Raw genomic sequence first — 24,872 nt, 5'->3', positions numbered from 1 at the left:
CGGTCCTACCGCTCGACGAGCGCGAGGACCCGGCACGGGCTGCCGGATCCGGAGACGATCGGCAGTGGTCCGGCGATCACCACCGCGCCGGTCGCCGGCAACAGCGCCAGGTTACGGAGCTGGGTCAGGCCGTACTTCTCCTGGCCGAGCAGGAACGAGTGACACGGGAACGGCGGGTCGAACGAGTGCGCGGCGCCCGCGTCGGTGCCGACCGTCTCCACCCCGACCCCCTGGATCGGCGACTCCTCGGCCAGCCAGCGGGCACACTCGACGGAGATGCCCGGGGTACGGCCCGCGTTGGCGTACCGCTGCGGGTCGTCGCCGTACGCGTCCCATCCCGTGCGGTAGAGCAACCAGCCACCGGCGGGCAGCGCACCGTGGTCGGCCTCCCACGCCTTGACGTGCTCGACCTCCAGCAGGAAGTCAGGATCAGCGGCGGCGTCGGCGGTATGGTCGATCACCACCGCCGGGGCGATCAACTGGCTCACCGGGACCTGCGACACGTCCGCGCCCTGCTGACCGGTGACCCAGTGCACCGGGGCGTCGAAGTGGGTGCCGGTGTGCTCACCGGTGGAGAAGTTGTTCCAGTACCAGGCCGGACCACGGTCGTCGTACCGGCTGATCTCGCTGAGCTGGAACGGCCAGGTCTGGCCGAACTGCTCCGGCAGACCCAGGATCGGGGTCTGGTCCGAGAGCGGGGCGGTGAGGTCGACAACCTCGATCCGGCCGCTGGATAGAGCGGCGACAAACTCCTGCAGCACCGTCATGCGGCGACGGTACACCGCCGCTTCCTCCACGATGGACGTCCGAAAGCAGTGTGTCGACGGCGCCAACCGCCGATCCGGGTCGGTGAGTGTCTGCGGACCGTGGGCCACGCGAAATTGCGCGTCGATGTGGGGCCGCTGTCGCTACCGTACGTGGATGAGCGCTACCCAGACGGCCGGGCTGCGGCTGCGGTTCTTCACCGACCCCGAAGAGTTCCTGGCCGCAGCGGACGACTACCTGCGTGCCGATCCGGTCGGCTGCACCATCGTCACCACCCACACGCACCGGCTGTTGGCGCAGCGTAATGCGGGCATCCCGTACTCGAACCGCGACTGGTGGCTGGCGGTCGTCGACGACTCCGGCGCCGTGGTCGGCGCCGGAATGCGCACGACGCCCTACGCCCCCTATCCGCCGTACCTGCTGCCCATGCCCGACGAGGCGGCCGTCGCGCTGGCCCACGCGTTGCACGGGCGCGACGAGGAGGTGCTCGCGGTCAACGGGGCCCTGCCCGCGGCCGACCTGTTCGCCACCGAACTGACCCGGCTCCTCGGGGGTCGAGCCCAGGTCGCGCAGCACATGCGGCTGCACCAACTCGGCGAGCTGACCTGCCCGCCACCCGTGCCCGGCCGTCTGGTGGTCGCGACCGAGGACGACGTGGAACTGGTCACGCGGTGGTACATCGCGTTCACGGGCGACGCCGACGAACAGGCGGGGCGACCGCGCGGCACCAGTGCGCACGATGCGCCGGAGCGCGACGAGCTGCTGCGCCGGCTCCGCGCCGGACGGCTGTGGTTCTGGGTCGACGAGACCGGGCAGCCGGTGCACCTCACCGGCGCCAACCCGCCGTCGTTCGGGGTGGCACGCGTGGGCCCGGTGTACACGCCGCCGAACCAGCGCGGGCGTGGTTGGGCCAGCAACGCGGTCGCCGAGGTTTCCCGGCAGATCCAGGCGGAGGGCGCGCGGGTCTGCCTGTTCACCGACCAGGCCAACCCGACCTCGAACAAGATCTACGCTGCCCTCGGCTACCGACCGGTCGTCGACATGGCCAACCTCGTCATCGTCCGCTGACACCGGGAGGGTGCGGACGATCACTGACCGGGGGTCAGGAGCTCCTCGACGCTGAGCACGAGGCACCCGAACAGGTCGCCGAGGACCGCTCGTTGATGCGCCGTGCGCGGGTCGACGAACACCACGACACCGACGCCAGGGGCCCGACACGGCTGGGCGACCTCACCCGGCGGTGTGATCGTGCCGGACGTCGCCCTGCTTACGGCGTAGGCCTTCAGGGGTGAAGGAGAACGAGTCGGCGAACGTCCCTGGGCGATGACGTACGGCGAGGAGCGTCGGTTCGGGGTGTACGCCGCGTAGCTCCTTTACCGGTTCGATTGCTGCCACGACGTTCCACTGGTGAAAACAGATCAGACCGAGGTCGGGATCAGCCGCGGCGTAGGCAAGCGTCTTGGGGTAGAACACGTTGGTTCCGCCGATCCACAGCCACGGTGGTCCCCACATCTCGATGACGTCGGGCAGGGTGCGATCCTGTGTCACCCACGCGTCGAGGTCCATGCTCATCTGCTGGAACTCCGCGTCCGACAGCACCCGGTCGACGTGGAGCCAGCCAAGGCGGTGGGCTATCTCGGCGTACACGGAGGCTGTGGCATCACGCAACGACTCTTGCGGCAGGACGGTGCGGTAGGCGCCGACGACGCCCGTCGGAGCGAACGAACCTCGTTCGCGTAGCCACTCGAACTCTGCCTGCCAACGGGTCAAGCAATCGTCCACTGCGGCCATGGACTCCAGCGACAGCCGTTCGGCGACCTCGCTACCGCCATACATCCCAGGACGACGCAGCACCGCGTTCACCTGCGCCAGGTGATGCCGACGCGCCGCAGCGAGGACGAGATCCGCCCCGCGACGGCTGGTCATCACCACCAGATCATGACACTTCAGCGAGTTTCCTGGTGGAGTCGGTTGCTGCGGTGTTCAGCGGATGTGGTGCTCGAAGACCACGCGCGGCTCGATCACGTACGTCGCGTCCGCCAGATACTGCACGTGATGCCCGGCGGCGAGGTGACCGGCGTACGCCGTGTTGCCCGCCGCAGCCTGGGCCTGCATGAAGTCGACCATCGCGTGGAGCCTGGCGACCACCGTGTCGATGAGTTCAGCACGTCGGGCGTCGTCGAGCCCGTACTCGTCGCAGAACGTCCGGAGCCGGGTCGCCTGACCCCCCGTGTCGCCGAAACCGTCGGCGTTGCCGGGGGCAGTCATCGGGACCCAGCGGTACGCCGCATAGGCGATGTCCCACAGCCGAGGTCCAGGCTGCGCGTGGTCGAAGTCGATGATGCCGACCACCCGGTCGCCGTCGAGGACGCAGTTGTGGGGAGCGTAGTCGCCGTGGCAGATGACCTCGACGGGTTCGGTGGCAGCGACCTGCCAGCCGTCGCGTGGCGCGCTACGTGCGTACCCGACGGTGGCGTCGTGGTACGCGCGGAGCAGCCGGGCTGCCGTCGTCAGCGCCTTCGCCGAGGCCGCGGCCGGGGTGGCCGGATAGTCGGAGACGTCGCCGGGCAGGAAGTCGAGGACCTCGTAACCGTTACCGGTCACCCGATGGAAGCGAGGCGCGCCGCGGAAGCCCTTCGCGGCCAGGTGTCGCAGCAGGTCGTGCACCTGGGGCGACCACGGTCCGGTGGGCCGTCGTACCGTCTCGCCGAGGCGGACCACCTCGTTGACGCCCCCGCCGGTCAACACCTCCTGATCGGTCACTACCGTCCGCCTCCCGTCCAACGAAGATCCGAGCAACATCCCGGATGTTGCTGCCTCTGCCACCCACGAGACACCAATATCAGGGGTACTGCTCGGATCTTGCGACGACCCGCCCGCCCGACGGCCGCCGTGCCCGGGCGGGGGCGGTCACCGCGTCGCCTCGTTCGGGAGTTGGTGGCGGCGGATCAGGCGCTGCCCGATGAAGGTCCGCCAGACCCGGTCGGCGACCGTGGGTTCGACGATCCAGAGTCGACGCTGCGCCTCGGCGAGGGTCAGCGGCGCGGTGAAGAGATCCAGGAACAGTCGGCTGCTGCGGTTGAGCGCGTACACCTGGCCGTCGGCCCGGCGGAACAGGTGCCGGTCCGCCGGCAGGTCGCCCGGGACGCCGTCCTGGTCGTCGGAGCGCATCCGCCGGTACGCCTCCCAGACCTGCTCGTCGTCACGGTCCACGAAGGTGCCGTTGGCGAGGAACCGGGTGTGCTCGTCGGTGTCGTGCCGGACCCGGTCGTGGGCGAGTACGCCGCGTACCGCCGTGCCGTAGCGGTCGTGGTAGAAGAAGGTGTGCGGGGTGTCGGTGCTGCCCAGCCACGGACGGTGGAAGTGCCCGGGGTTGAGACCGGCCTTGGCCTGGGCGACCTCCTCCTGCGCCGCCTCGGTCACCGGCTCGTCGTACGTCAGCATCCGGACGATGTCGGAGCCCTCCACCGGCCGCACGTTGGTGATGCCGAACCGCTCCGGCTCCTTCGCGACGATGGCGCCCGGGGTCAGCATGAAGTCGCCGAGCCCGCCGAGGGTCCACAGGTCCGGGTTGTCGCGCAGGAACGTGACGCTGTCCAGCGCCTCCTCGCGGGTCTCGGTGGGGAAGCCGGTGAAGCCCATCATCTGTACGCCGATGTTGGCCTTGGTCATCGCGGTCATGGTGCGGCGTACCTGCTCCGGCTTGGTGCCCTTGTCGATCAGGTCGAGGATGCGCTGGTTCCCGGACTCGAAGCCGACCGAGACGGCCACGCAGCCGCTGCGGCGCAACAGTTCGCACCGTTCGTCGGACCAGTACTTCTCCAACCGGATCTCGGCGCCCCAGCGGAAGTCCAACCCCTTCTCGACGGCACGCTCGGCGAACCGCAGGATCGTCGCGGGCGCGAGCACGTCCACCGAGAAGTAGATGAACTTGGCGAACTTCGACAGCTCGGTGACGTCCGCGATCATCGTGTCCACGGTGTCCTGCCGCCACGGGCTGGTGGGTCCGTCGGTGTTCAGGCCGTAGTCGCAGAACGTGCACTTGTTCCAGTAGCAGCCTCGGGTCGGCGAGTAGTAGACGAACCTCTCCGGGCTGAGGTAGAGATCCCAGGGCAGGCCGGAGAAGTCCGGGACGGGCACCTGCGCCAGGCGTTCGTAGCGCAGCGGCAGTTGACGTTGGCGGCCGTACCTGGGGTGCAGGCGGACGTTGGGATGCCCGGCGGGCAGGGTGCCGGTCGCCACCGCGTCCAGGATCTCCGTGTACGCGCTCTCCCCCTCGCCGACCACTATCGCGTCGAAGTCGGCGAGCACCTGGAAGACGTACTCCGGTTTGCTGGCGCACTTCCAGACGTCGGAGATCTCCGTGCCGCCGGCGATGAGGAAGACGTCCGGGCAGGCCTTCCGGACGAGTCGGGCGATCCAGAGCGCGAACGGCAGTTGCCACTGGTAGGTGGCGCTGATCCCGATCACCTGGTTGCCGCCGGCGGCGAGCCGCGGGATCAGCACGTCCTCGTAGTACGGCTGAAAGGGCCGGTTGAGTCTCCCGAGCAGCGCCTCGTCGGTCAGCGCGGCCACCGAGCCGATCGAGATCATCGGCGGTGGGTGCAGCCGGAAGCCTGCGTGGAACTGCCCGGGGAACCCGACCGCGCCGAGGGTGTCCATCCAGGAGATGACGCCCTCGACGGCGTCCTGGTAGTGCCGGTAGTCGTAGAACAGGGTGGGGTCTTGGAGCACCCCGATCGACCGGCGCAGCCGCTCCGGGTCGGGTTCGGGCAGGTTGAGCAGGTTCGCCCGGGCCATCAGCGCGTCCGGACCGCTGAGGTCGTCGACCGAGAGGCGGGACAGCTCCCGTTGCAACCACTCGTACGCCGACGGGGTGTACGAGTGGTGGAACGCCTCGATGTTCGCGTCGATGATCTCTGCCGGCCGGTGCCCCTGCGCGCGGGCGTACGAGTCGAGGTAGTTCAGGGAGTGGTATCCCGAGGTGGGATCGGTCAGTGGGGGGTAGATCAGTGCCGCCTTGACGGTGCCGCTCATCGACTCCTCCTCAGCCGACCCGGGCCGCGGAACCGGCCAGGGTGTCCTCCGGCGCGTGCTGCGCCACCTCCGGCAGCCGGGGAGCGCCGAACGCCTTGACGTACGCCACGAGTGGTTCGGCGGCGTACCGGAACGCCATCAGGTCGACGAAGCCCCGGTCCCATGCCGCCGCCTCCAGCCCGTCGGTGTCGCAGCCCCACAGCGCGGCGAAGCACGCGTCGACGACACCGGTCCGGAAGTGCAGCCGGCCACCCGGTCGACGGTGCCCGGTCTTCCGGGGCAGGGTCTCGTTCAGCGCCGCCGCGGTGGCCGCGACCTGCCGTGCCGCGGCGAGCAGTGCGGGGGTACGCAGCGGCGCCGCGACCATCCACAGCGCCAGGCTGCGGTGTGGGGTGGTGCCGAACGCCCGCACCAACACCCGCAGCACCGCCTCGCGGTCGTCGAGGCCCCGTTCGGAGTCGGTCAGCCAGTCGTGCCCGGTCGGCAGGACGGTGGTCAGTCCTCGCCCACGCGCCACCTCGTACGCGCGTTCCTCGGCGGTCGGGTCGGCGATGTCGACTCCGGCCAGCCCGGCCAGCACCTCCCGTCGGTGCCAGGCGGGCTCCTCGGGGTGCAGCAGCATGAGCACCGCCGCGGCCTCCCGGTCGCTGACCCAGTGCCCGCCGATCGACTCCCCGGCGAAGCGGGATCGCCAGCTGTCCAGGAAGCGGGTGTGCAGGTTGTCGATCGGTTGGTCGCCGCCGTGCGCCGGGGACAGCTCGGGGGCGTCGTCCGCCGCCATCGACAGCAGCAGCCGGGCGTCGGCGCTCTTGGCGTCCCAGGGGTTGCGCCGGTGCCAGGTCACGAAGCGGTCCACCACGGCCGCCAGCTCGGGTGGCGCGGTGCGCTCCAACGCGCGGTACGACCGCCGTCGGAACGGCAACCCCCGAGCGCTGTCCAGCAGCAGCGCGGCCTCGGCGTCGCTGAGCACTCCGGCGGCGACGGCGCGACGCAGCTGGACCCGGAGGTTCACCAGGGGCTCGCTCAGCGTGCGGTGACCCTCCTCGGCGGGCCCGTGCACCACCGCCACCTCGTCGTCGCCGGTGACGACGCCGTCGCGGTAGAGCTGGAACACCTCGCCCACGCCCCGCATCCCGAACGGCCACAGCTCCGCGGCGCGCAGCGCGCCCATGCTCGCGGCGCCGGCCACTGCGACCCCACGGTCGAGCAGGTCGAGGATCTCCCGGTGGCGGACCGGCGGGTGTTGCAGGAAGAACCCGTCGATGACGAGGACCCGGTCGCCGGGGACGACGTCCAGGCGGAGCAGGTCGCCGTGCGCGACGGGCGGCAGCACCACCGCGTCGGGCAGCAACCGGCGGACCTCGTCGATCGGCAGGCTCGGACCGATGAAGACGACGTCAGTCACGGGGCACTCCTGGTCGGGTACTCAGGGCCCGCTCGTCGAACATGCGCAGGCCGGGGGCGAACACCTTGCTCACCGCGATGCCGATGTCGTCGTGCGTCAGGTCGACGCTGAACGGCTCGACGCCGGTGATCCGCTGCACGCGGGACGCCAACTCGCGGAGCACCTCGGTCACGTCGCCGGTGGGCGGGAGGTCCCGGCGGACCGGCTGGACGGGCCGGTCGACGGTCGGGGGCGGCACCGGCGCGGCACCCACGTCGTGGTACGCGGTGGCGTCGATGTCGTCGCGTGCTCCGGAGACCATGACCAGCCGGGACTGGGCTGCCTCCGACATGGCCCGGCCGACGGCGATCTGCGGGTCCACGTGGCAGCCGAAGCCGCCGAAGGTGACCGGCAGGTCCTCCGACCAGATCGAGGCGGCGTAGCAGGGCACACCGATCGCGTTGGTGATGTCGCAGACCTCCACCCAGCAGCCCGCCTGCAGCAACGCGTCGTGCACCGTGCGGGTCATCGGGTTCGTGGCGGTGCCCGGGTCGGCGTAGGTGCGCTCGGCCAACGGGGAGGTGCAGTACGGGGCGATGCAGTCGCGTTCGACGACCTCCAGCAGGGCGTGCAGGCTGGCCTCGGCGAACGTGTTGCCGGTGGCCAGGCCGTTGCTGCTGGGGGTGAACAGCGCGCGGTCCCAGCCCCGTCGGACGGTGAAGTCGAGTTCGATCGTGGCGCGCGGCACCAGGCACTGCGCACCGGTCACCAGCCCACGGCCGGCCACCCAGTCCAACTCGACGGCGGGGGTCAGCGGCGACCGCTCGGCCAGGTGTAGCCACCGAACGTCGTACGGCAGGTCGAGCGCCGCGGCCGGGGACCGCACGACGGTCCCCGGCCGGAGGTTCTCGGCATGCCAGGACTCGATGCTCTCCATGACCGCGCTGACCCGGGACTGCGTCGCCGTGGCGCCGGTGCCGACGCTCACCGCCATGGTGGCTCCGACCGGCCGGTAGGCGACGTGCACCGGTAGGCCGATCTCGTCGAGTCGGGTGATGTCCGCGACCCGGGTGATCCGGAATCGGTCGAGCATCACGCCGACCCGTTCCCAGGTCTGCTCCACGCTCGCCGTCCGGTAGGTGCCGGACCGGAAAGCGATGGTTTCGGTCGTGTCAGTCATCGAGGCTCCCGGCGGTGGTAAGGGAACTCAGAGGATGAGGACCGCGATGATGTTGACGTTGTTGTCGGCGATCGGGGCGACGCCACCGGCGACCGTCTCCAACTCGGCCTCGGTCAGCTCGTTGAGGTCGACCAGCGGCACCTCGGGCACGTGCAGGATGTGCAGGCCCGGCGTGCCGGCCCAGTCGGCGACGATCTGCTCCTTGGTGTAGAGCGTGGCGGGCTGGGCGCGGTCGACCTCGACCCGGGCACCGGGCTCGACCGGCAGGCCGGCCGCCGTGGCGTAGGCGGTCGGGTCGGCGAGGAGGCGTTGCAGTTCCTCGTCGCTGCGCCACACCGCGGTAACCAGCTCCGAATACTTCGTCACGAACCTCGCGCCGAATTCCTGTCCGTCGTTGCTCATCGTTTGGGTCCTCTCCTGGGGAACGCTCCGGGGTGGGCGGTCGATTTCTGTGTGGAGAACGCTAAAAAGATCGAGGTTCGGCAATCAAGCATTTCCTGTCACTGCCACCAGAATGTGCCGCACAGGCCGACCGGCGGCAGACATCGGTGTCAGGTGCAGCAGCACGGGCAGCAGCAGGCGCAGCTGGAGTCCAGGCCGGCGACGACGCTGTCCAACTCGTCCTCCGCCAACTCCGCCTGGGCCACCGGCAGCAGCGACGGCACGAAGAGCACGAAGGCGCCGGTGGTGGCCGCCGACTCCCACGACTCGACCTGCACCTCCAGGTCGGGGTCGGCGTCGGCGACGTCCCGGACCACCCGCACCTGCACGTCCTCGGGCAGCTCCAGCCCGTATCCGGCGAGGAACCCGCGCGGGTCCTCGTCGAGCGCCCGCTCCTTGACCGGGTCGGCCCAGACCTCGGCGACCAACCGGCTGTACGCGGCCACGAAGACCGCTCGATCGACAGGTGTCACACCCCTGCTCCCTTCGATGCTCGGCAGCCGGCGGCGACGCCGCGGCGGCGACCGGCAGCGCGGGATTTCCGGGCCGCCGGTTTCGCTTCATCGTGGGCCACCGGCCGATCCGGTCCGCGTCGCGAGCGGGGATTTCATCGAATGTGGCCGCGAATAGGCCACCCTGCGGCGAAAGCCGGGTAATTGGGATTCAGCGGCGTTCGGCGGATTGCGATTCTAGAGACTGTCATCAGTGTGAACAAGTAGTAATTCCTCGTCTGTTACCACTCGGTGTGCGCACCTAGGCTGCGATCAACGGACCGCCCGTGCTGAGAGCGGTTCGACGGGGTGCCATGTTCCGCCACCGATCGCTGCCGGAGGCCACCGTGACCATCGACCAGGTGACGACGACGCCCGGCGGCCCGGCCGGGTACAGCGTGGAGGAACTCGCCCGCAAGGTCGGGATGTCGCCTCGCAACATCCGCGCGCACCAGGCTCGGCGGCTGCTGCCTCCGCCGGTGCGCCACGGTCGGGCCGCCTACTACGACGACTCCCACGTCCGCCGACTGGACGCGATCCTCGCCCTGCAACGGCAGGGCTTCAACCTGGTCTCCATCGAGGCGATGCTCGGGGTCCGGGCCAGTGACGACGCGCCCGACGGGCTGACCGCGATGCTGCAACGGCTCACCGCCGACCGCCCCGCGCTGGCCCACGCGCTGACCCGCCACGGCGTGATCGGCCGGACCACCGACGGCACCGTCCGCACCGTGCGGCCGCGCCCGCTGCGCGCCGCCCTGGACCTGCATCGGGTACGGGTGGGCACGGTGCCGGCGCTGCAGACCCTCAGTGAGGTGCTGGACAGCCTCCGGCCGGTCGCCGACGAGCTGGTCGCCGCCGTCACCGCCCGACTGCTGGCGCTCGCGCCGGAGCTGGTGCGCAACGGCGCCGGGGCGTCCTGGGCCGACCTCGACCGGGAAACCCTGTTGCTGACCCAGGGTGTGGTCAACGTGCTCACCGAGGCGTTCCGGCTCGCCGCGGAGAACCAGGCCGAGACGCACGTGGCGGAGCTGTTGGAGAACCACCTCGACACGGACGTCTGCCTGGAGGACGGCACGGTCATCGACAACGGCTGAGCCGACGGTCAGCCCGTCGCGGGCTGCCCCTCCGACTGCCGGCTCTGCGCGGCGGCGTCGGACCGGTCCGGCTCGGTCAACAGTTGTCGCCGCGCCAGCCGGTGGAACAGCCCCTCGGGTTGGTCCATCAACTCGTCGTAGGTGCCGCGCTGGACGATCCGCCCCGCGTCGAGGACGACGATGGTGTCCGCGGCACGGACCGTGGACAGCCGGTGGGCGATGACCAACCGGGTCGCGGCCATGCTCGCCGTGCTCCGGGTCACCACCTCCTGGGTCCGGTTGTCCAGGGCGCTGGTCGCCTCGTCGAGGAAGATGATCCGGGGCCGGGGAGCCAGCGCGCGGGCGATCAGCACCCGCTGGCGCTGCCCGACGGAGAGCGTCCCGCCGCCGAAGGGCACCATCGTGCTCATCCCCATCGGCAGGGCCTCCAGATCGTCGGCGAGGCCGGCCATCCGCGCCGCCTCCCAGACCTGGTCGAGCGGGAAGCTGCCGGCTCCGCAGATGTTGTCCCGTACCGAGCCGGCGAAGAGCTGGCCGTCCTGCAGGACCACCCCGCACTGCCGGCGGACCGCGTGCACGTCGAGTTCGGAGAGGTCCTGACCGTCGTAGAGCACCGCACCCTGCTGCTGGCGCTCGAAACCGAGTAGCAGCCGCAGCAGGGTGGACTTTCCGCAGCCGCTCGGTCCGACGATGGCGACGAACTCACCCGGACGGACGTGCAGGTCGATGTCGACGAGCACCGGCGGCTCGTCCGGCTGGTAGGCGAAGGTGACCCGGTGCAGCGCGATCTCGCCACGCAGCTCGCCCGGATCCACCCGGTCCGGCCGCGCCTCGGGGTCGGCGCGCAGGATGTCGTTCAGGCTGCGCAGCCGGGGCACTGCCGCGATCACCTCGACCCCGGCCGACACCAGCACCAGCAGCGCGCCGAGCAGCATCGCGAAGCCGACGTTGAGGATGAAGAAGTCGGCCGGTGCGATCCGGCCGGAGAGCGGCCCCATCAGCACGGCGAACAGGACCAGTTGACCGGCGATCGGCAGCACGGTGGCGAAGGCGACCAGACCCGCCTGGCTCTGCCGGACCCGTTGCAGCGCCGCCCGTGCCGAGGCGGCCACCTCCGACCAGCGGGCGTGGGCACGTGCTTCCGCGGCCGCCACTTTGATCTTGATGATGCCGCCGAGCAACTGGTTGGTCATCGCCGCCGCCCGGTGCTCCGCCGGCAGCGCGGACCGTTGCCGGCGGACGATCAACACGGCGAACGCGCCGAAGGTCAGCAGTGTGACGGCGACGATCCCCGCCCCCCACAGCCCGAGCACGGGCTCGACCACGAGGAGCATGCCGAGGGTCACCGCGACGGTCGCCGCCGCCGAGACGAGTTGCGGCAGCAGCGCGCTCAGCGCCTCACCGACGAACGAGATTCCCAGCATCGAGTTGGCGATCTCACCGCTGCTGCGACCGGTGAAGAACCGGGCCGGCAGGCGCAGGAGGCGGTCCCAGATCGCCAGCTGCGCGCCGGACTGCAACCGGCCGTCCAACCGCAGCAGCCGTAGGTTCTGCACCACTCCGACCAGCCCGGCCACCACCGCGGCGCTGAGCATCAGCGCGACGAAACCGAACAGGCCGTCCACCTCACCCTGGCGGGCCAACTGACCGAGCACCTCGCCGGTGGCCAGCGGCACCCCCAGGCCGAGCAGCGCCACGCAGGCGGCGGCGAACAGCAGACCCCGTACGTCGCGGCCCGCGCCGACGAACCCGGCCCGCAGCAGGTGACGCATCCGGGCGACCGGCGGCAGTGGCGCCTGCACCTGGGTCGCCTCGGTGGCGAACGTCGCCGCCACCGTCGCGCTGATCGGGCTACGCGCGCGGGTGTCCGGGTCGACCTGGTGGTAGCGACCTCGCCGGAACACCAGCGGCACCGCGACCGCGCGCTCCGGGTCGTCACCTGCCCGCCACCCCACCAACGACCCGAGGTCCCGCCGCCACCACCGCTCCGGCAGGCGCACCTCACGCAGGAACAGGCTGGACGCGCTGGACACCGCCCGCACCGCGGCCCGATCGCCCAGCGGCGCGCGACCGCGGTCGGCCGGCTCGTTGATCGGGCTGCCCATCCCCTCGGTGACCACCTCGAGCACCGAGGCCGCCCGCCCGTACCTGTCGAAGCCGGCCTCGACGTCCGGCACCGGAACCGCACCACTCGCGCCGATCACCCCGATCGAGCGGCGGGCCGCCGCGGCGAGCACCGCGGCGTCGACCTGCCGACGCCGCCGCACGGCGCTCAGCAACGCGGCGTCGGCCTCCTCGATCCGGCTCTCCACCATGCGCAGGAGCCGGGCCACGTGCTGGTCGACAGCCGACCGGAGTTGACCGGCGACCAACAGGTCCCAGCTGCCGTGGCTCTCCACCGCGCACGCCGACTCGGCCACCACCCAGTCGCGTTCCGCGATCAGCAGCAGCTCGTGCTCCCCCGACATCTCCACCGGGCCACCGTCGTTGCGGCGCAGCTGCCCGCCGGCGCTGCGCAGCCACCAGGCACCCCCGGTGGAGGTGAGCGCGCTGCCCTGCGCCAGCGAGACGATCTCGCGCCCACTCAGGGTCGACGCCTCCCGGGGCGCCTGCCCGTGGCGCAGCGCGTCGGCGATGGTGACCAACACCAGGTCCACGGCCGCGACCAGCTCCGTAGCCGCGGTCCGCGCCCGATGCGACGGCCCCTCGTCCGCCGGCCGGCCGAGCCGGACGTGCCGCTCCAGCAGGGACAGGTGTCGCTGGGACAACCCGCGCAACTCCGCGCCGGGCAACGGCACCAGGATCAACTGCCACGCACCGATCGCGGTGGACGTCGGCACCAGGCCCCCCGCCGGCAACCGGGCCACATGGTGACGGCGCGACGGGCTCATCCCGGTCCGCCGCACCGCGAACAGGTCGGCCTCCCCGCCGGTCACCAGCCAGCCGGCCACCGGGCCGTCCAGCCGGCAGACCTGGCGTACGCCGTCGGCGCAGAATCCGATCAGGTCGCCGGTCGGGGGCTCCTCCACCGCGCCGCTCATCGGTGTCTCCTCGGCTCGTCGTCGGTCACTGGTCCCGGACCAGTCGCGCGTACGCCCCGTTCCGGGCGACAAGTTGCTCGTGGGTGCCGCGCTCCACCTCCCGACCGCCGTCCAGCACGACGATCAGGTCGCAGTCGCGGACCGTGGACAGGCGGTGGGCGACGATGAGGCAGGTCGCCCCCCGCCGACGCAGATGCGTGTCGATCCGACGTTCGGTCTCGGCGTCCAGCGCGCTGGTGGCCTCGTCGAGCACCAGCACCCGGGGGTTGCGCACGAGCGCACGGGCGATCTCGAGGCGCTGCCGTTGGCCACCCGAGAAGTTGCGGGCGTTCTCCCGTACCGGACTGCCCAGGCCGCCCGGGCGCGCCGCCACCTCGTCGTAGAGGCACGCGTCCGTCAGCGCGGTGACGACGTCCTCGTCGGCGACGGTGAGGTCCCACATGGTGACGTTGTCCCGGACCGTTCCCTCGAACAGCCGTTGGTCCTGGTCCACCATGGCGACGGTGGCCGCCCAGAGGCCGTCGTCGGTGCCCGGACGGTCGAGGCCGTCCACCGTGACCTGGCCGGTCCACGGACGGTAGAGCCCGGCGACCAACCGGCCCACCGTCGACTTGCCGCTGCCCGACCGCCCGACCAGCGCCACCCGGGCGCCGGGCGGCAGGTCCAGACTGAAGTCCTCCAGCAGTGGGCGACCCAGCGGGTTGTAGCCGAAGGTCACCTTCTCGATGCGCAGATGCCCCTCCATCGCCGTCAGCGGTCGGGCAGGTCGATCCCCGGCGGACGGCAGTGGGTAGCGCTCCACGTCGCGGAGCCGGTTGAGGTCGGCGCTCATGTCCTGCAACCGCGAACCCAGCGCGGTCAGGTTGCCCAACGGTCTGTTCATCGCGACGGCCAGGCTCTGCATGGCGACCAGCACGCCCACGGTCATCGCCTCCGCCACGACCTGCCGACTGCCCAACCCGAGCAGCACCGCGGTGGTCCCGGAGGCGAGGAACGCCGGCAGCACGGAGAGCACGGCGGTGGGCACCCCCAGCCGCTGTTGCCGGCTGGCGACGGTGGCGTGCCGCGCCGCGAACCGGGCCACCGCCCGCTCCTCCTCGCCGCCGGCCTTCACCGTCTCGATCAACTGGACCGTGGTGTACACGGTCGTCACCAGCTTGCTGCGGTCCGCCTGGAGTCCGGCGACGGCGGTCGACCGGGTCGAGGCGACGTAGCGCAGCACGCTGACGTTGAGCCCGGCGAGGACCACCGCGCACAGTCCGAGCAGGAGGTCGTACTGGCAGAGCAGAGCCCCGTACGCCAGCACCAGGCCGGTGTCGACGACGGTGGTGGCCGCGCGGCGGGTGAGCACCTCGGCGACCACGTCGTTGCCGCGGACCCGCTGGCCGAGGTCGGCGGCCTGACGCTGGTCGAAGAACGACGGAGGCAGCCGCAACAGATGCCGGAAGAACCGGGCGGCGCTGGCGAGGGCGAGCGCCGTCTCCGCGCGTACGGTCAGGCGTTGCTGGAGCAGGCCGGCCAGGAAGGTCAGCACGGTGGCCACCGCCACCGCCGCCACCAGGCCGGCGAACGCGGCCCGGTCCTCCTGCAACAGCACCCGGTCGACGAAGACCTGGGCCATCACCGGAATGGTCAGACCGACCACGGCGATCAACAGCCCGAGCAGCAGCATCTGTGCGATCGCCGAGCCGGGACCACGCCACCGTTGGGCCAGCGCCCGGACCAGCCGGTAACGGGTGCCGCCCCTGTGGAACTCCGGCCCCGGTTCCATGGTGAGCACGATGCCGGTGAAGGCGCCGTCGAACTCCTCCCAGCTCACCGCCCGGGGGCCGGTCGCCGGGTCGTTGAGAAAGACCTTCTTCCGGCCGAGCCCTTCCAACACCACGAAGTGCTCGAACCGCCAGAACAGCACCGCCGGCAGCGCCACGGTGGCCAGGCCGGCCAGGTCCATCTGGAAGCCCTTGGCGACCATCCCGTAGCGGCGGGCGCCCTTGAGCACGGTGGCCGCGGTCGAGCCGTCCCGGCTCACTCCGCACACCCGACGCAACTCCTCCAGCGGCACGTGCCGGCCGTGGTGGGCGAGCAGGATCCCGAGCGCGGCGGCGCCGCACTCCACCGCCTCCATCTGGATGAGAGTGGGCGTACGGACCCGTCGACGCCGGATCCGGGGCAGCTCCGGCGCGTTCGGGACCGTCGTCGACGGCGCGCTCATCGCCGCAGCAACCAGTCGATCGGGTGTTCCTCGTCCACCGTGAACCAGGCGGTGACCTCGCTGGCCGAGTTGAGCTGGAACGGCGGCGGGGTCTTCGTCCAGCGCAGACCGCCCGGAGCGGCCGGGTCCGGGACCAGGGCGACGGTCACCCGGATCACGCTGCCGTGCGCCAGCAGCCGCCGGACGTCCGGACCGGTGCCCAGGAAGGCCCGTAGCGACGCCTCGGTCTCCGGGAACGCGCCGACGGTGGCCACCTGACCGGCCAGGGTGCCGAACACGTTGCGTGGTGCCGCCGCGGCGGCCACCTCGACGGGTACACCTGGTTGCAGCAGCGGAGCGGCGACGGCCGGCGCGTACACGACGGCCTGCAACGCGTCCCCCGCGGTGTCGAGCCGTTCCAGATCGGCCAGGTGCGTGCCCGGGGTGACGATCTCCCCCTCCGACACCAGCCACACCACGACGTACGCGTCACCCGGCGCGTTCTCCACCACCACCTTGCCGTCCAGCGTGCGCAGGCTGTAGAGCGGAGTGCCCTTGGTGACCCGCTGGTGGGGGGACGCCCAGACCTTGGTGACCTGACCGCTTTCGATCGCGTCGAGGGCGGAGATCCCGTTGGAGTGGATCAGCACCCCGGCCGCCTCGACGGTGCGGGGCACCACGGTGCGTACCGACCAGACGCCCGCGGCGACCACGACGATGACCAGTGCGGCGGTGGCCAGCCAGTGCGGCACGGTGGTCAGCCGGACCGCCCGGTCCAGTTGCTCGGGTGCCTCCAACTGGCGCAGTGCCTGCCGTCGGAACTTCATGGCCGGCCCCCCGTCCCGGGTGGACCGGCGGCGCGGCGCGAGCCGAGCAGGAAGTCCGCCACGCTCGGTTCGACCAGCGGATCGAGCCCGGACAACTCGGCGAAGGCCTGCGAGTCCCCGGCGCCGAGGGCGCACGGCGCCAACTCCATGGCGGTGGCGACGAGGTACATCTGCTGGGTCAGCACTCCCGCGTCCTTGAGGATCATGGCGTAGCTCATCCCTTCGTACTTCCACATCAGCCGCTGGACCCGGGCGGTGACCACCAGGACCGTCTGCGGTGGCCGAGGCATGGCGCCGGCCGCCCGGGCGTACGCCAGCAACCGGTCGGCGGCCGCCCCCCAACCGGCGACCGGCTCGAGCCGGTGCCCGACCGCGTCGTAGTGGTAGAGCCCCGGGTCGAGCCCGTCGCACCGCGCGACCAGCGGATAGATCTCCAGCTCGTAGACCCCGCCGCCACCCGGGTAGGGCCGGTGACCGACCTCCTGACCACCGGCCTCGCCGACGGCGCTGGTGTGCTGCGAGCGGTACAGGAACTCGGCCAGCCGCTCCACCGGCAGCGGCGCTGAGTCGTCGTGTTCGCGCACGCTGCGCCGCTCCGCCACGACCTGACTGAAGGCGGGCTCCACCTTGGCGATCGTGGCCAGATCCGGCAGCGGCAACTCGATCGCGCGAGCCCCGTCGTAGGGACGGCGCAACGGTTGTGGCTCGAACCGCTCCCGCATCCGGTAGGTGCCCCCGACCGGCAGCGCGTGCCGACCGGCCCGGGAGCGGTGGTGCAGACGCAGTTCCTCGGGTGACCAGTAGGCCAGCGGCGCCTCGTCGCACTCCGCCTCGAACTCGGCCTCGGTGACCAGGATCCGGGCGGTGGCCAGCTCGTCGAGCACCCGGCCGGCGGCCGCCGGCCGCACCCCGAGCGTGCGCGCCACCGTGTCCGGTCCGACGCCCGGCACGGCGGCGACCAGGACCGCACCGAGCGCGACGTCGGCGCAGCCGACAGCGAGGGTGCTCAGCGGCGACGTGGCCACCAGCCGACCCCGTTCGTGGGCGAGGGTGGCGAAGCGGGAGAGCCGGTGACGGACCCCGGGTGGGTGCGGGCGGCTCTCCGGCAGGCTGCCCCGCCCGAGTCCGGTGGGCACCAGGTCGAGCAGCGCCCGGTCGTCGACCTGGAGGCGGCGTTCCAGCCAGGAGTGGGCGAGCAACCGGCGCAGGAGCAGCTGCGCGGCCAGCACCCTGCTCTCCCCCTCCAGACCGCTGATCAGCCGACCGACCTCGACGTCGCTGACCCAGTCGGCGGCGAGTTGCAGCAGCAGTGCCCGCCGACCCATGCCCGGTCGTTCCAGGGTGAGCTGGAAGCGGGTCTGCCGCAGGGTCAGTGAACCGTCCTCGCCGAGCCGCAGCTCCGCGTCGCGGCGCAGCCGGTACGACTCCTGAATCAGCGGACCGCCGACGGAGCCGCTCACGACGACCGCCGACCGGCCGGTCCCACCACCGTGGTCATCTGCGCACCCCTCGCTAGAAGAAGACGTTCAGCGGGTTGGCCGCCGTCTCGTCGGCGGCCAGCGGACCCCGGCCGAGCCGGGCCGGCACGTCCCACAGCCGCCCGGGACCGAGCCGACGCCAGAAGTGCCGCAGGCCCGGCACCACGACCTTCACCACCGACAGGTCGACGTCCGGACGGGACTGGTCGACGACGATCACCTCCAGGCCGGCCAGCTCCGCCCGGCGTACGCACTGCCGCACGTCGTCCCCGACGTCCCCGGTGGTCAGCGGCGGGTGGTCGGCGGCGGTGCGGGGCGCTCGGGTGGCGTCCGGGGTCAGCCACCGCTGATCGGCCACCCGTACCGTGCCGAACCAGCGGGCGGTGTCCGGATCGTCGACGCCGTACCGGTTGCGCGCCGAGGTCGGCCCGGGAACGGCGGGCAGGAACTGGTTGACCTCGGTCAACGCCCGGGTCAGGGCGACCCGCGCGTCCAGGTGCGCGCCGAAGCCGACCAGGACGTCCTCCGGCCCGCCGTCGGCCCGCCGGGACACCGCGGCGAACGTGGGTACGCCGAGGTCGGCGGTCAGGTCGAGGGCCCACAGCTCGCGGCCCAGGACGGTGGCGTGATGGTCGACGCAGGCGGCCGTCCACGGGTCGGCGAACGAGGCGAGGTCCACCCCGGGCATCCGTGAACGGTGGTACCACCACAGGGCGACGCTGTCCCGCTCCACGAGTTCGCAGAAGCCCTGCAGGATCGCCTCGGACAGGTTGCCGCCCGCCGCGCAGCCGTTCGAGTCGGCCGAGCACACCCCGAGCCCGGTCAACTCCGGATGCCCGTACCAGCAGTAGGCGGCGGGCAGCTCGCGTGGCGTCCGCCGGGTCAGCGACCAGCCGGTGGTCCAGTCCAGCTCCACCTCGTCAGCCAGCGGGCGGGGGATGCGGTGCAGGTGGCCCAGGTCGCCGTTGAGCCGGTCCCGCTCGGCGTACTGCCGGGGCGAGAACAGCAGCACCTCCCGCAGGTGCACCGCGCGGTCCGGGCCGAGCTGCCGGTACGTCGCCCGGTGCACCGGACGGTCCCCGCGCCACACCCCGCAGTAGCGTTCCACCGCCTCCCCGATCGCGCTCATCCGCGCCTGGAGGTCGGTGCGACCCTTGCCGCCGCTCTGCCCGCGCAGGTTGCGGCGCAACCCGGCGAGCTGGCGGGGCTGGGCGAAGTTGTGCCCGGCCGAGTAGGTGTGGGTGACACCGTTGTCGGTCGTCTCCAACGGGGTCAGTCGACTCACCACCCCCAGGTACCGGCTGACGTGGTGGGCGAGGGCGGCGTACGCCTCGGCCGGATCCCGGGAGCGGGAGTCCTCGGCCCGGCAGGGCTGGACGCCGCTCGGCGGCAGGTCGATCCGTGGTTCGGCCTTGCCGACGAGGTCCGGGTCGCCGCAGGCGGCGCACTGCGGTTGGCGTACGAGTTGGTGGCTCTCCGTGCTCAGGTCCCGGGTGTCCAGGGCGACCATCCGACCGGTGAGGCGGGGGGACGAACCCCGGACGGCGAGCACGGCGAGTTCGGTGGCGAGCAGCCCGGCGGCCGTGGTGGCCAGGCCGGGTAGGACCGCCCGGCCGGGCTGCGGCAGCGGACCGGCCAGGTCCTGCCCGTCGAGGAAGGCGTTGACCTGTTCGTTCTCCTGCCACCGTTGCCGCAGGCAGGCCCAGCAGCCGGTGCGCCCCGGCACCAGGTGCGGGCCGAGGAGGATGACGTTGCCGTGTGGCCGGGCCAGGGTCCACGCACGACCGGCGGCCAGGTGGCGGTCGTTGATCGGCGCCAGTCGGGAATCGAGCATGGACGACGGCAGCACCAGCACCTGAGCGGCGGCCGGATCGTCGTCCGTCTCGTCCGGCCCGACCACCGTGACGGCGAGCCCGAGGGCGCGCAGCGCGTCGGCGGTCTCCGCCACCCGGGGTGCCCCGAGGTCCACGATGGTGACCGCTCCCCGCGCCATCCACCGGTGCCCGGCCTCGGGCGGGACACCCCGGGCGTCCCATCCGGCGGCCTCGGCCGTCGAGGTGCCCGCCGGACCGGACACCAGCAGGCCGTGGTCGCGCAGCCGGGCGAGAGCGGAGGCGACGGCGGTGACCGGGTGCCGGGTGGCCAGCCGGGTCACCACGTCGGCCAACGGCTCGACGCCGTCGAGCTGGTCGGCCAGGTCCGCCGCGACCGGGTCGTCGATGAGCAGGCTGCGGGTCTCCCCCAGCACCACCAGCGGACCGTCGGGCAGGCGTACCTGCGCGTAGTCCGATCGGAAGCGCGGACGCCACATGGTTCCTCCCGAGCCTGGTGGCCGCACCGCCGGCCCCGCCGGCGATCACGACTGCTGCCATCGTCGCGGTCCACCGGTGTCCGATCCGAGTGATGCCACCGGTTTCTGCCGTCGGCGGCGACCGGGGCGGCCGATGGTCGGGTCAGCCGGCGGTGACGGTGAGCGCGGTGTCGTTGAGTCCCAGCACCGACGTGCCGGTGACCTGCGTCGGTACGAGCAGCAGGAACGTCTCCACCCGGTTCACCCGGATCGATTTTCCGCTGATCGTCTGGCGGTGGCCGGTGGCGATCAGATCCGGGCTCTGCGGCACCATCTGGACGGTGGCCGGACCGCCGGGTGCCGGGCGCAGGGTGTCGGTGGCGTGGATCGTCAGGAAGGTCAGCGTGCCGGTCGGCACCGCGACCGCGCAGTCGGACCATTCGGCCCGGTCCATCGTCCGCTGCGCCGCCGCGCCGGCACCGGCGAGCTGCTGGCCGTAGATCTCCCAGCCGCCGGCGAACTGGCCGTCGAGCAACGGACTCGACGCGACGAGGGAACGGTTGCTCGTGGTGGACCCGATGCTGCGGGCGAAGACCTCGGCGGCGAGAGCCCGACGGCTGGTCTCGTCCAATGCCGTACCACCCTGCGTGGCGGGTCGGCCGTCGATGCTCCGCGCGACCACCAGCGAGGGTTGGGTGACCTGGACGTTGTGGCTGAGCTTCCACTGGCCGTCGTCGCCGAGCACGAACTGGCTGACGTCGGTGGGCGCCAGTTCCGCGCCGCTCAGCTTGAGGGTGGCCGTGACCAGGAAGCAGGCCGGGTCTCCGGGCGGCACCGCGAACGCCGGGTTGATGTGCTGGAACGACGGTTGCGGACGCTGGTTGTAGGTGGCCCGGCGGACCGCGGCGATGCTGAGGTCCAGCGAGGGCGGAACCTCCTGGGTCCGCAGCGCCTCGACGTCTCCGGCCACCGAGGCGGCCGAGTCGGCCTGGTCGAAGGCGGTGAGCACCAGCGCCGCCCGCTCCCGACCGAACGTGGCCGGACCCTCGGTCGCGGGGGCGGCCGCGTCCACCGGCTCACCACCACAGCCGGCCAGCACGAGGAGCGCCGTCACGGCGGCGGCCACCGGCACCGGCGCGGCGAGGGTACGCGGGCTCCTGACGGATCTTCTGCCCAGCATCTCGTCCTCCATCCACCACCGGTCGACGGGAATCGCGCCCGATGGAGTCGAGTATGTGAGCGGCTGTCGGGTCCCGCCGGGGGCGGCGCGGCCTCGTGCTGCCCGGCCTCGCGGCGTTGCACCGAACGACGTCATCGGGCCGGGATCGCGGTCACCGATCGGTGTCATCGAGCCGGGCGACCCAGGCGACCAGCCCCGACCGGGAGGCGACACCTGCCTTGCGGTAGATCCGGGTCAGGTGCGCCTCCACCGTGCGGGGGCTGATGTTCAACTGCCGCCCGATCAGTCGGCTGGTGGCTCCGGTCGCCGCCAGCCGGGCGATGTGCCATTCCCGGTCGGTCAGGGCGGCCACCTCGACCGGGCCGACCGGGCGGGCCAGCCGAAGGCCGACCCGTTCCGTCCCGCACCACCCGGCCAGTTCCAGAGCCCGGCGGCGGGCCCGCGCCGCCCGGCCCGCCTGGCCCTCGGCCTCGGCGGCCCGCGCCAGGGAGGCCAGCGCGAGACTGCGCCGCAACGCCATCCCACCGGCGCGGAACAGGTCGGCCGCGCTCTCCAGGTGCCGCAACGCGGCGGACACCTCACCCCGGGCGAGCAGCACCTCGCCGTACGCCGACTCGGCGAAGCCCCGCTGCCCGGCGAGGCCGCTCTGCTCCGCCTCGGTCATCGCCTGTCGCGCCTGCCGCTCGGCCTCGGTCACCTCACCGGCGGCGAGCGCGGCGGCGCAGAGCAGCTCGAACCACATCGGCCGGAGGGTGGTCTGCAGGCGGCTCAGCCGGTTGTCACCGCCGGCCGAGCGCACCAGCTCGGCACAGGTCGCCGGATCACCGGACAGCAGTGCCGCCGTGGCCAGCGCCAGTACGGCGGTACGGCCACACCAGGTGGCGAGGTCGGTGGCGATTCCGACGGCGCTGCGGGCCAGCGCCACCGCCCGGTCGTCGTCGCGGGGGCCACCACGCCAGGCCGTCGCCTCCGCCTCGAACGCCAGGGCGAAGCTGAGCAGGTGATGGCTGCCGATGCGCCGGGCGACGATGCCCGCCTCGGTGGCCAGCCCGATGGCCGTGGTCAGCTGACCGCCGTGGTAGGCGACCTGACTGCGACCGAGCAGCAGTTGGCAGAGCCCGTCGTCGCGGTGCGAGGCCCGCACGAGGGTCAGCCCTCGGTCGAGGTGCCGCGCCGCGTCGGCCTGCCGTTCGAGGTACAACTCGGTCAGCCCGAGCGCGGTGAGGCAGTCGGGGTGGTCGCGGACGTCCCGGTCCGGCAAGGCGTCGACGATCCGGACGCCCGCGTCGAGCAGGCCCCGCGCGTCGTCGAGTGCGCCGTCGTGCACGGCGGCGAGGCTGCGGACGGCGAGCAGGCCGGCCCGGTCGGCGGCGGGGCCGTCGCGGTCTCCGGTGAGCGCGTCGGGCAGACCTACGGCGGGTCGGCGGCCGCCCAGGATGCCGGCGACGCCGATCTCGGTGGCGAGTCGGTAGCCGACACCGGGTGCGGTGTCGGCGGGCAGGGCGGCCAGCTCGCGCCGGCTGATCGCCGCCGCCTCCGGGTAGTTGCCGAGCAGGCGTTCCACTCGCGCCCAGAGCGCGACCGCCTGCGCCCGTCGTCCCTGCGGGTCGGCGGGGAACAGCGGCACGATCTCCTGGAGCAGGGCCCTGCTCTCGGCCAGGTCGCCCGCCTCCCCGGTGATCTGGGCGAGCGCGAGGGCCACGTCTCGGCGACGCTGCGTCGAGCCGGCCGTCGGCCGCAGCGCCCGCAACGCCAACCGCAGCCAGCGGATGGCCAGGTCCGGTGTCTCGCGGCGGATCTCCTGGGCGGCCTGGCAGAGCACGTCGACGCAGCGTTCGGCCCAGCGGCCGTTCGGCAGGGCGAGCAGGCGTTCGGCGTAGCGGGCCTGGTCGGCGGGGGGCGCGCCCAGCTCGACGAGCGCGGTGAGCGCCCGCGCGGAGGCATCGGCCCGCCACGCCGGGTCGGTGTCCTGTGCGACGGCCATCCGCAGCACCGGGTGCCGGAAGGCGAATCGTCCGGTGCCGGGGACGCGGCGGATCAGGTCGAGTCGGACCAACCGCCAGCCGGCCTCCACCGCACGTGGCGTCGGCACCTGCGCGATCGCGGCGAGCAGGTCGGCGGCGAAGGGCGCGTCGACGACCGCTCCGGCCCGCAGACAGGCCAGCTCGACGGGCGGCAGGCCCGACCACTCGCGGCGCAGCACGGCCACCACGGCGTCGGACAACCAGGCGCCCTGCGCCTCCCGGATCGGGTCGGTGTGGTCTGGTGCGGGGCCGCCCGGCAGCGCCGTCAGGTAACCGGGATTGCCGCCGGTCACGTCGTACCGTGCCCGCAGCTCCACCTGGTCGGCGTGTGGGTGCAGAGGCGCCATCTCGGCGAGGCTGAGCGGGCTGAGCTCGATCCGGTCGTGTGAGGCCGGCTCCGCGTCGGCCTGCTCGCGCGAATCCGGTGGCCCGAACGGCATCGGCGTCGCCATCTGCCGCGGGCGGTAGACGAGCACGAGCAGCAGGGGGGCGGGCACCGGGTAGCGCAGGAGGTGGGCGATCAGGCCGGCGGAGGAGGCGTCCGCCCAGTGCAGGTCGTCGAGGACCAGCGTCAGACCGTCCCGCGCCGCCAGGCCGATCAGCCGACGGGCCAGTTGGTTGGTGCGGAACCGTTGGGCGTCCGACGCCCGCGCCGGCCCCGGTGGCGCCGCGCCGGACTCCATCCAGGTCTCCCCGGTGAACCGCCCGAGGCGTAGCCCGCGTCGGTGTGGCTGCCCCGTCGTGAAGGCCTGTCGGAAGACGTGGAAGGGAACCCCTCGTTCGTCCGGCGCGCACGTGCCGACCGCCCACGGAACGGTGGGAACGCATCGTCGCAGTGCCTCGTGGACGAACCGGGTCTTGCCGATGCCCGGCTCACCGACCACCTCGCAAACCATCTGCCGGCCACGACTCAGCGCAGCGGCCTGGGCTCTCTCGATACGCGCCAACTGTGGTTGCCGCCCGACGAAGCGCGGGCCCGTTGACGCATTTTCCAGCCCAGATGTCATCACGCAGATCAAACGCTTTCCGGCGCACTCAAGGGGAATGGTCACTATACCGGAGGGCCATCGAATTTCGAAGATGTCCACTCCCATTCCAACACCCGACGTCGGGGTGCAGGTTATTTGCGAGCTTGCCCCTTGAACCGTAGAAAGGGACCGGTCGGAATCCCCGAAAACCAATAAACCACCCCGGATCCACCGGGCCGGGACACACACGACCAAGTCGAGGTGGGGATAGGAATCCCACGCGGGTCAGGGCGGAATCTCGACCGATCGCGCCCGTCCAGATATCACCAAAACCATGAGCGCCTATGCAAAACGACCGAATCTGCCATGTCCACATCGAGTCCTCGCGCCGGATGCGGCAGCCCTTGGAAGAACCGTCCGCAAGGATTTGTCAACCGCCGAAGGACTTGAATCAGAACGCCTTCTGCCTGCCTCCGACCGA

At 72.1% G+C, this 24,872-nt stretch carries 17 protein-coding genes; 2 read left to right on the top strand and 15 right to left on the bottom strand.

Translation table 11 applies throughout. The features are described 5' to 3' along the window. Window positions 1-5: 5 nt before the first annotated feature. Window positions 6-767: a cyclase family protein gene (locus tag O7617_RS25200; RefSeq protein WP_282258590.1), complete on the bottom strand. Its 762-nt coding sequence runs from the start codon at window positions 765-767 to the stop codon at window positions 6-8. A gap of 154 nt (window positions 768-921) precedes the next feature. On the opposite strand from O7617_RS25200, the gene O7617_RS25195 reads away from it, so the two are divergent. Next, entirely contained in the window at window positions 922-1,833 is a 912-nt protein-coding gene (locus tag O7617_RS25195; RefSeq protein ID WP_282258589.1) for a GNAT family N-acetyltransferase, read from the top strand. Window positions 1,834-1,995: 162 nt separating this feature from the next. Here the strand turns inward: O7617_RS25195 and O7617_RS25190 are convergent, their stop codons facing one another. From O7617_RS25190 to O7617_RS25160, 7 genes are all read right to left on the bottom strand, one after another. Beyond that, a complete protein-coding gene (locus O7617_RS25190; protein WP_282258588.1) occupies window positions 1,996-2,697 on the bottom strand; it encodes a hypothetical protein in 702 nt (233 codons plus the stop codon). Window positions 2,698-2,748: 51 nt separating this feature from the next. Further along, the gene (locus O7617_RS25185) at window positions 2,749-3,528 is read right to left on the bottom strand and encodes an aminoglycoside phosphotransferase family protein (RefSeq protein WP_282258587.1); all 780 of its coding nucleotides are present in this window, start codon (window positions 3,526-3,528) and stop codon (window positions 2,749-2,751) included. 147 nt (window positions 3,529-3,675) lie between these two features. After that, on the bottom strand, window positions 3,676-5,802 hold the full coding sequence (locus O7617_RS25180) for a radical SAM protein (RefSeq protein WP_282258586.1): 2,127 nt from the start codon (window positions 5,800-5,802) through the stop codon (window positions 3,676-3,678). A gap of 10 nt (window positions 5,803-5,812) precedes the next feature. Next, window positions 5,813-7,207, bottom strand: coding sequence for a TfuA-like protein (locus O7617_RS25175; RefSeq protein ID WP_282258584.1), 1,395 nt, complete (start codon window positions 7,205-7,207; stop codon window positions 5,813-5,815). Further along, complete coding sequence (locus tag O7617_RS25170; RefSeq protein ID WP_282258583.1) at window positions 7,200-8,366, bottom strand: YcaO-like family protein; 1,167 nt, start codon at window positions 8,364-8,366, stop codon at window positions 7,200-7,202. The genes O7617_RS25175 and O7617_RS25170 overlap by 8 nt, the downstream gene beginning before the upstream one ends. A 27-nt stretch (window positions 8,367-8,393) precedes the next feature. Next, complete coding sequence (locus O7617_RS25165) at window positions 8,394-8,768, bottom strand: class IIb bacteriocin, lactobin A/cerein 7B family (protein WP_278140219.1); 375 nt, start codon at window positions 8,766-8,768, stop codon at window positions 8,394-8,396. A 149-nt stretch (window positions 8,769-8,917) separates the two neighbouring features. Next, window positions 8,918-9,280, bottom strand: a complete 363-nt coding sequence (locus O7617_RS25160; RefSeq protein WP_282258581.1) for a hypothetical protein — start codon at window positions 9,278-9,280, stop codon at window positions 8,918-8,920. A 332-nt stretch (window positions 9,281-9,612) separates the two neighbouring features. Between O7617_RS25160 and O7617_RS25155 the strand changes: the two genes are divergently transcribed. Further along, on the top strand, window positions 9,613-10,392 hold the full coding sequence (locus tag O7617_RS25155) for a MerR family transcriptional regulator (protein WP_282258580.1): 780 nt from the start codon (window positions 9,613-9,615) through the stop codon (window positions 10,390-10,392). An 8-nt stretch (window positions 10,393-10,400) separates the two neighbouring features. Here O7617_RS25155 and O7617_RS25150 read toward each other — a convergent pair whose 3' ends face one another. The 7 genes from O7617_RS25150 to O7617_RS25120 form a co-directional block, all read right to left on the bottom strand. Then, window positions 10,401-13,433 (bottom strand): ATP-binding cassette domain-containing protein, encoded by a 3,033-nt coding sequence (locus O7617_RS25150; RefSeq protein ID WP_282258579.1) that lies wholly within the window; start codon window positions 13,431-13,433, stop codon window positions 10,401-10,403. A gap of 25 nt (window positions 13,434-13,458) precedes the next feature. Beyond that, window positions 13,459-15,645, bottom strand: a complete 2,187-nt coding sequence (locus O7617_RS25145; protein ID WP_282258578.1) for an NHLP family bacteriocin export ABC transporter peptidase/permease/ATPase subunit — start codon at window positions 15,643-15,645, stop codon at window positions 13,459-13,461. Then, entirely contained in the window at window positions 15,642-16,451 is an 810-nt protein-coding gene (locus O7617_RS25140; protein WP_282258577.1) for a hypothetical protein, read from the bottom strand. The genes O7617_RS25145 and O7617_RS25140 overlap by 4 nt, the downstream gene beginning before the upstream one ends. Then, window positions 16,448-17,911, bottom strand: a complete 1,464-nt coding sequence (locus O7617_RS25135) for a SagB family peptide dehydrogenase (protein WP_282258576.1) — start codon at window positions 17,909-17,911, stop codon at window positions 16,448-16,450. The genes O7617_RS25140 and O7617_RS25135 overlap by 4 nt, the downstream gene beginning before the upstream one ends. 52 nt (window positions 17,912-17,963) lie before the next feature. Then, window positions 17,964-20,240, bottom strand: a complete 2,277-nt coding sequence (locus O7617_RS25130; RefSeq protein ID WP_282258575.1) for a TOMM precursor leader peptide-binding protein — start codon at window positions 20,238-20,240, stop codon at window positions 17,964-17,966. A gap of 142 nt (window positions 20,241-20,382) precedes the next feature. Next, entirely contained in the window at window positions 20,383-21,399 is a 1,017-nt protein-coding gene (locus tag O7617_RS25125; RefSeq protein ID WP_282258574.1) for a hypothetical protein, read from the bottom strand. A gap of 151 nt (window positions 21,400-21,550) precedes the next feature. Then, entirely contained in the window at window positions 21,551-24,430 is a 2,880-nt protein-coding gene (locus O7617_RS25120) for a LuxR family transcriptional regulator (RefSeq protein ID WP_282258573.1), read from the bottom strand. Window positions 24,431-24,872 lie beyond the last annotated feature (442 nt).

Source organism: Micromonospora sp. WMMD1155 (genome assembly GCF_029581275.1).
GTDB lineage: Bacteria > Actinomycetota > Actinomycetes > Mycobacteriales > Micromonosporaceae > Micromonospora.
The sequence above is the reverse complement of the archived record's forward strand: the minus strand, read 5'-3'. Positions and strand labels throughout refer to the sequence as shown.

Excerpts from the sequence above, each read along its gene's own strand:
- O7617_RS25120 (WP_282258573.1), bottom strand. The coding sequence starts at position 24,430 with ATGACATCTGGGCTGGAAAATGCGTCAACGGGCCCGCGCTTCGTCGGG.
- O7617_RS25150 (WP_282258579.1), bottom strand. The coding sequence starts at position 13,433 with ATGAGCGGCGCGGTGGAGGAGCCCCCGACCGGCGACCTGATCGGATTC.
- O7617_RS25140 (WP_282258577.1), bottom strand. The coding sequence starts at position 16,451 with ATGAAGTTCCGACGGCAGGCACTGCGCCAGTTGGAGGCACCCGAGCAA.
- O7617_RS25165 (WP_278140219.1), bottom strand. The coding sequence starts at position 8,768 with ATGAGCAACGACGGACAGGAATTCGGCGCGAGGTTCGTGACGAAGTAT.
- O7617_RS25125 (WP_282258574.1), bottom strand. The coding sequence starts at position 21,399 with ATGCTGGGCAGAAGATCCGTCAGGAGCCCGCGTACCCTCGCCGCGCCG.
- O7617_RS25130 (WP_282258575.1), bottom strand. The coding sequence starts at position 20,240 with ATGTGGCGTCCGCGCTTCCGATCGGACTACGCGCAGGTACGCCTGCCC.
- O7617_RS25155 (WP_282258580.1), top strand. The coding sequence starts at position 9,613 with ATGTTCCGCCACCGATCGCTGCCGGAGGCCACCGTGACCATCGACCAG.
- O7617_RS25170 (WP_282258583.1), bottom strand. The coding sequence starts at position 8,366 with ATGACTGACACGACCGAAACCATCGCTTTCCGGTCCGGCACCTACCGG.
- O7617_RS25180 (WP_282258586.1), bottom strand. The coding sequence starts at position 5,802 with ATGAGCGGCACCGTCAAGGCGGCACTGATCTACCCCCCACTGACCGAT.
- O7617_RS25200 (WP_282258590.1), bottom strand. The coding sequence starts at position 767 with ATGACGGTGCTGCAGGAGTTTGTCGCCGCTCTATCCAGCGGCCGGATC.
- O7617_RS25145 (WP_282258578.1), bottom strand. The coding sequence starts at position 15,645 with ATGAGCGCGCCGTCGACGACGGTCCCGAACGCGCCGGAGCTGCCCCGG.
- O7617_RS25195 (WP_282258589.1), top strand. The coding sequence starts at position 922 with ATGAGCGCTACCCAGACGGCCGGGCTGCGGCTGCGGTTCTTCACCGAC.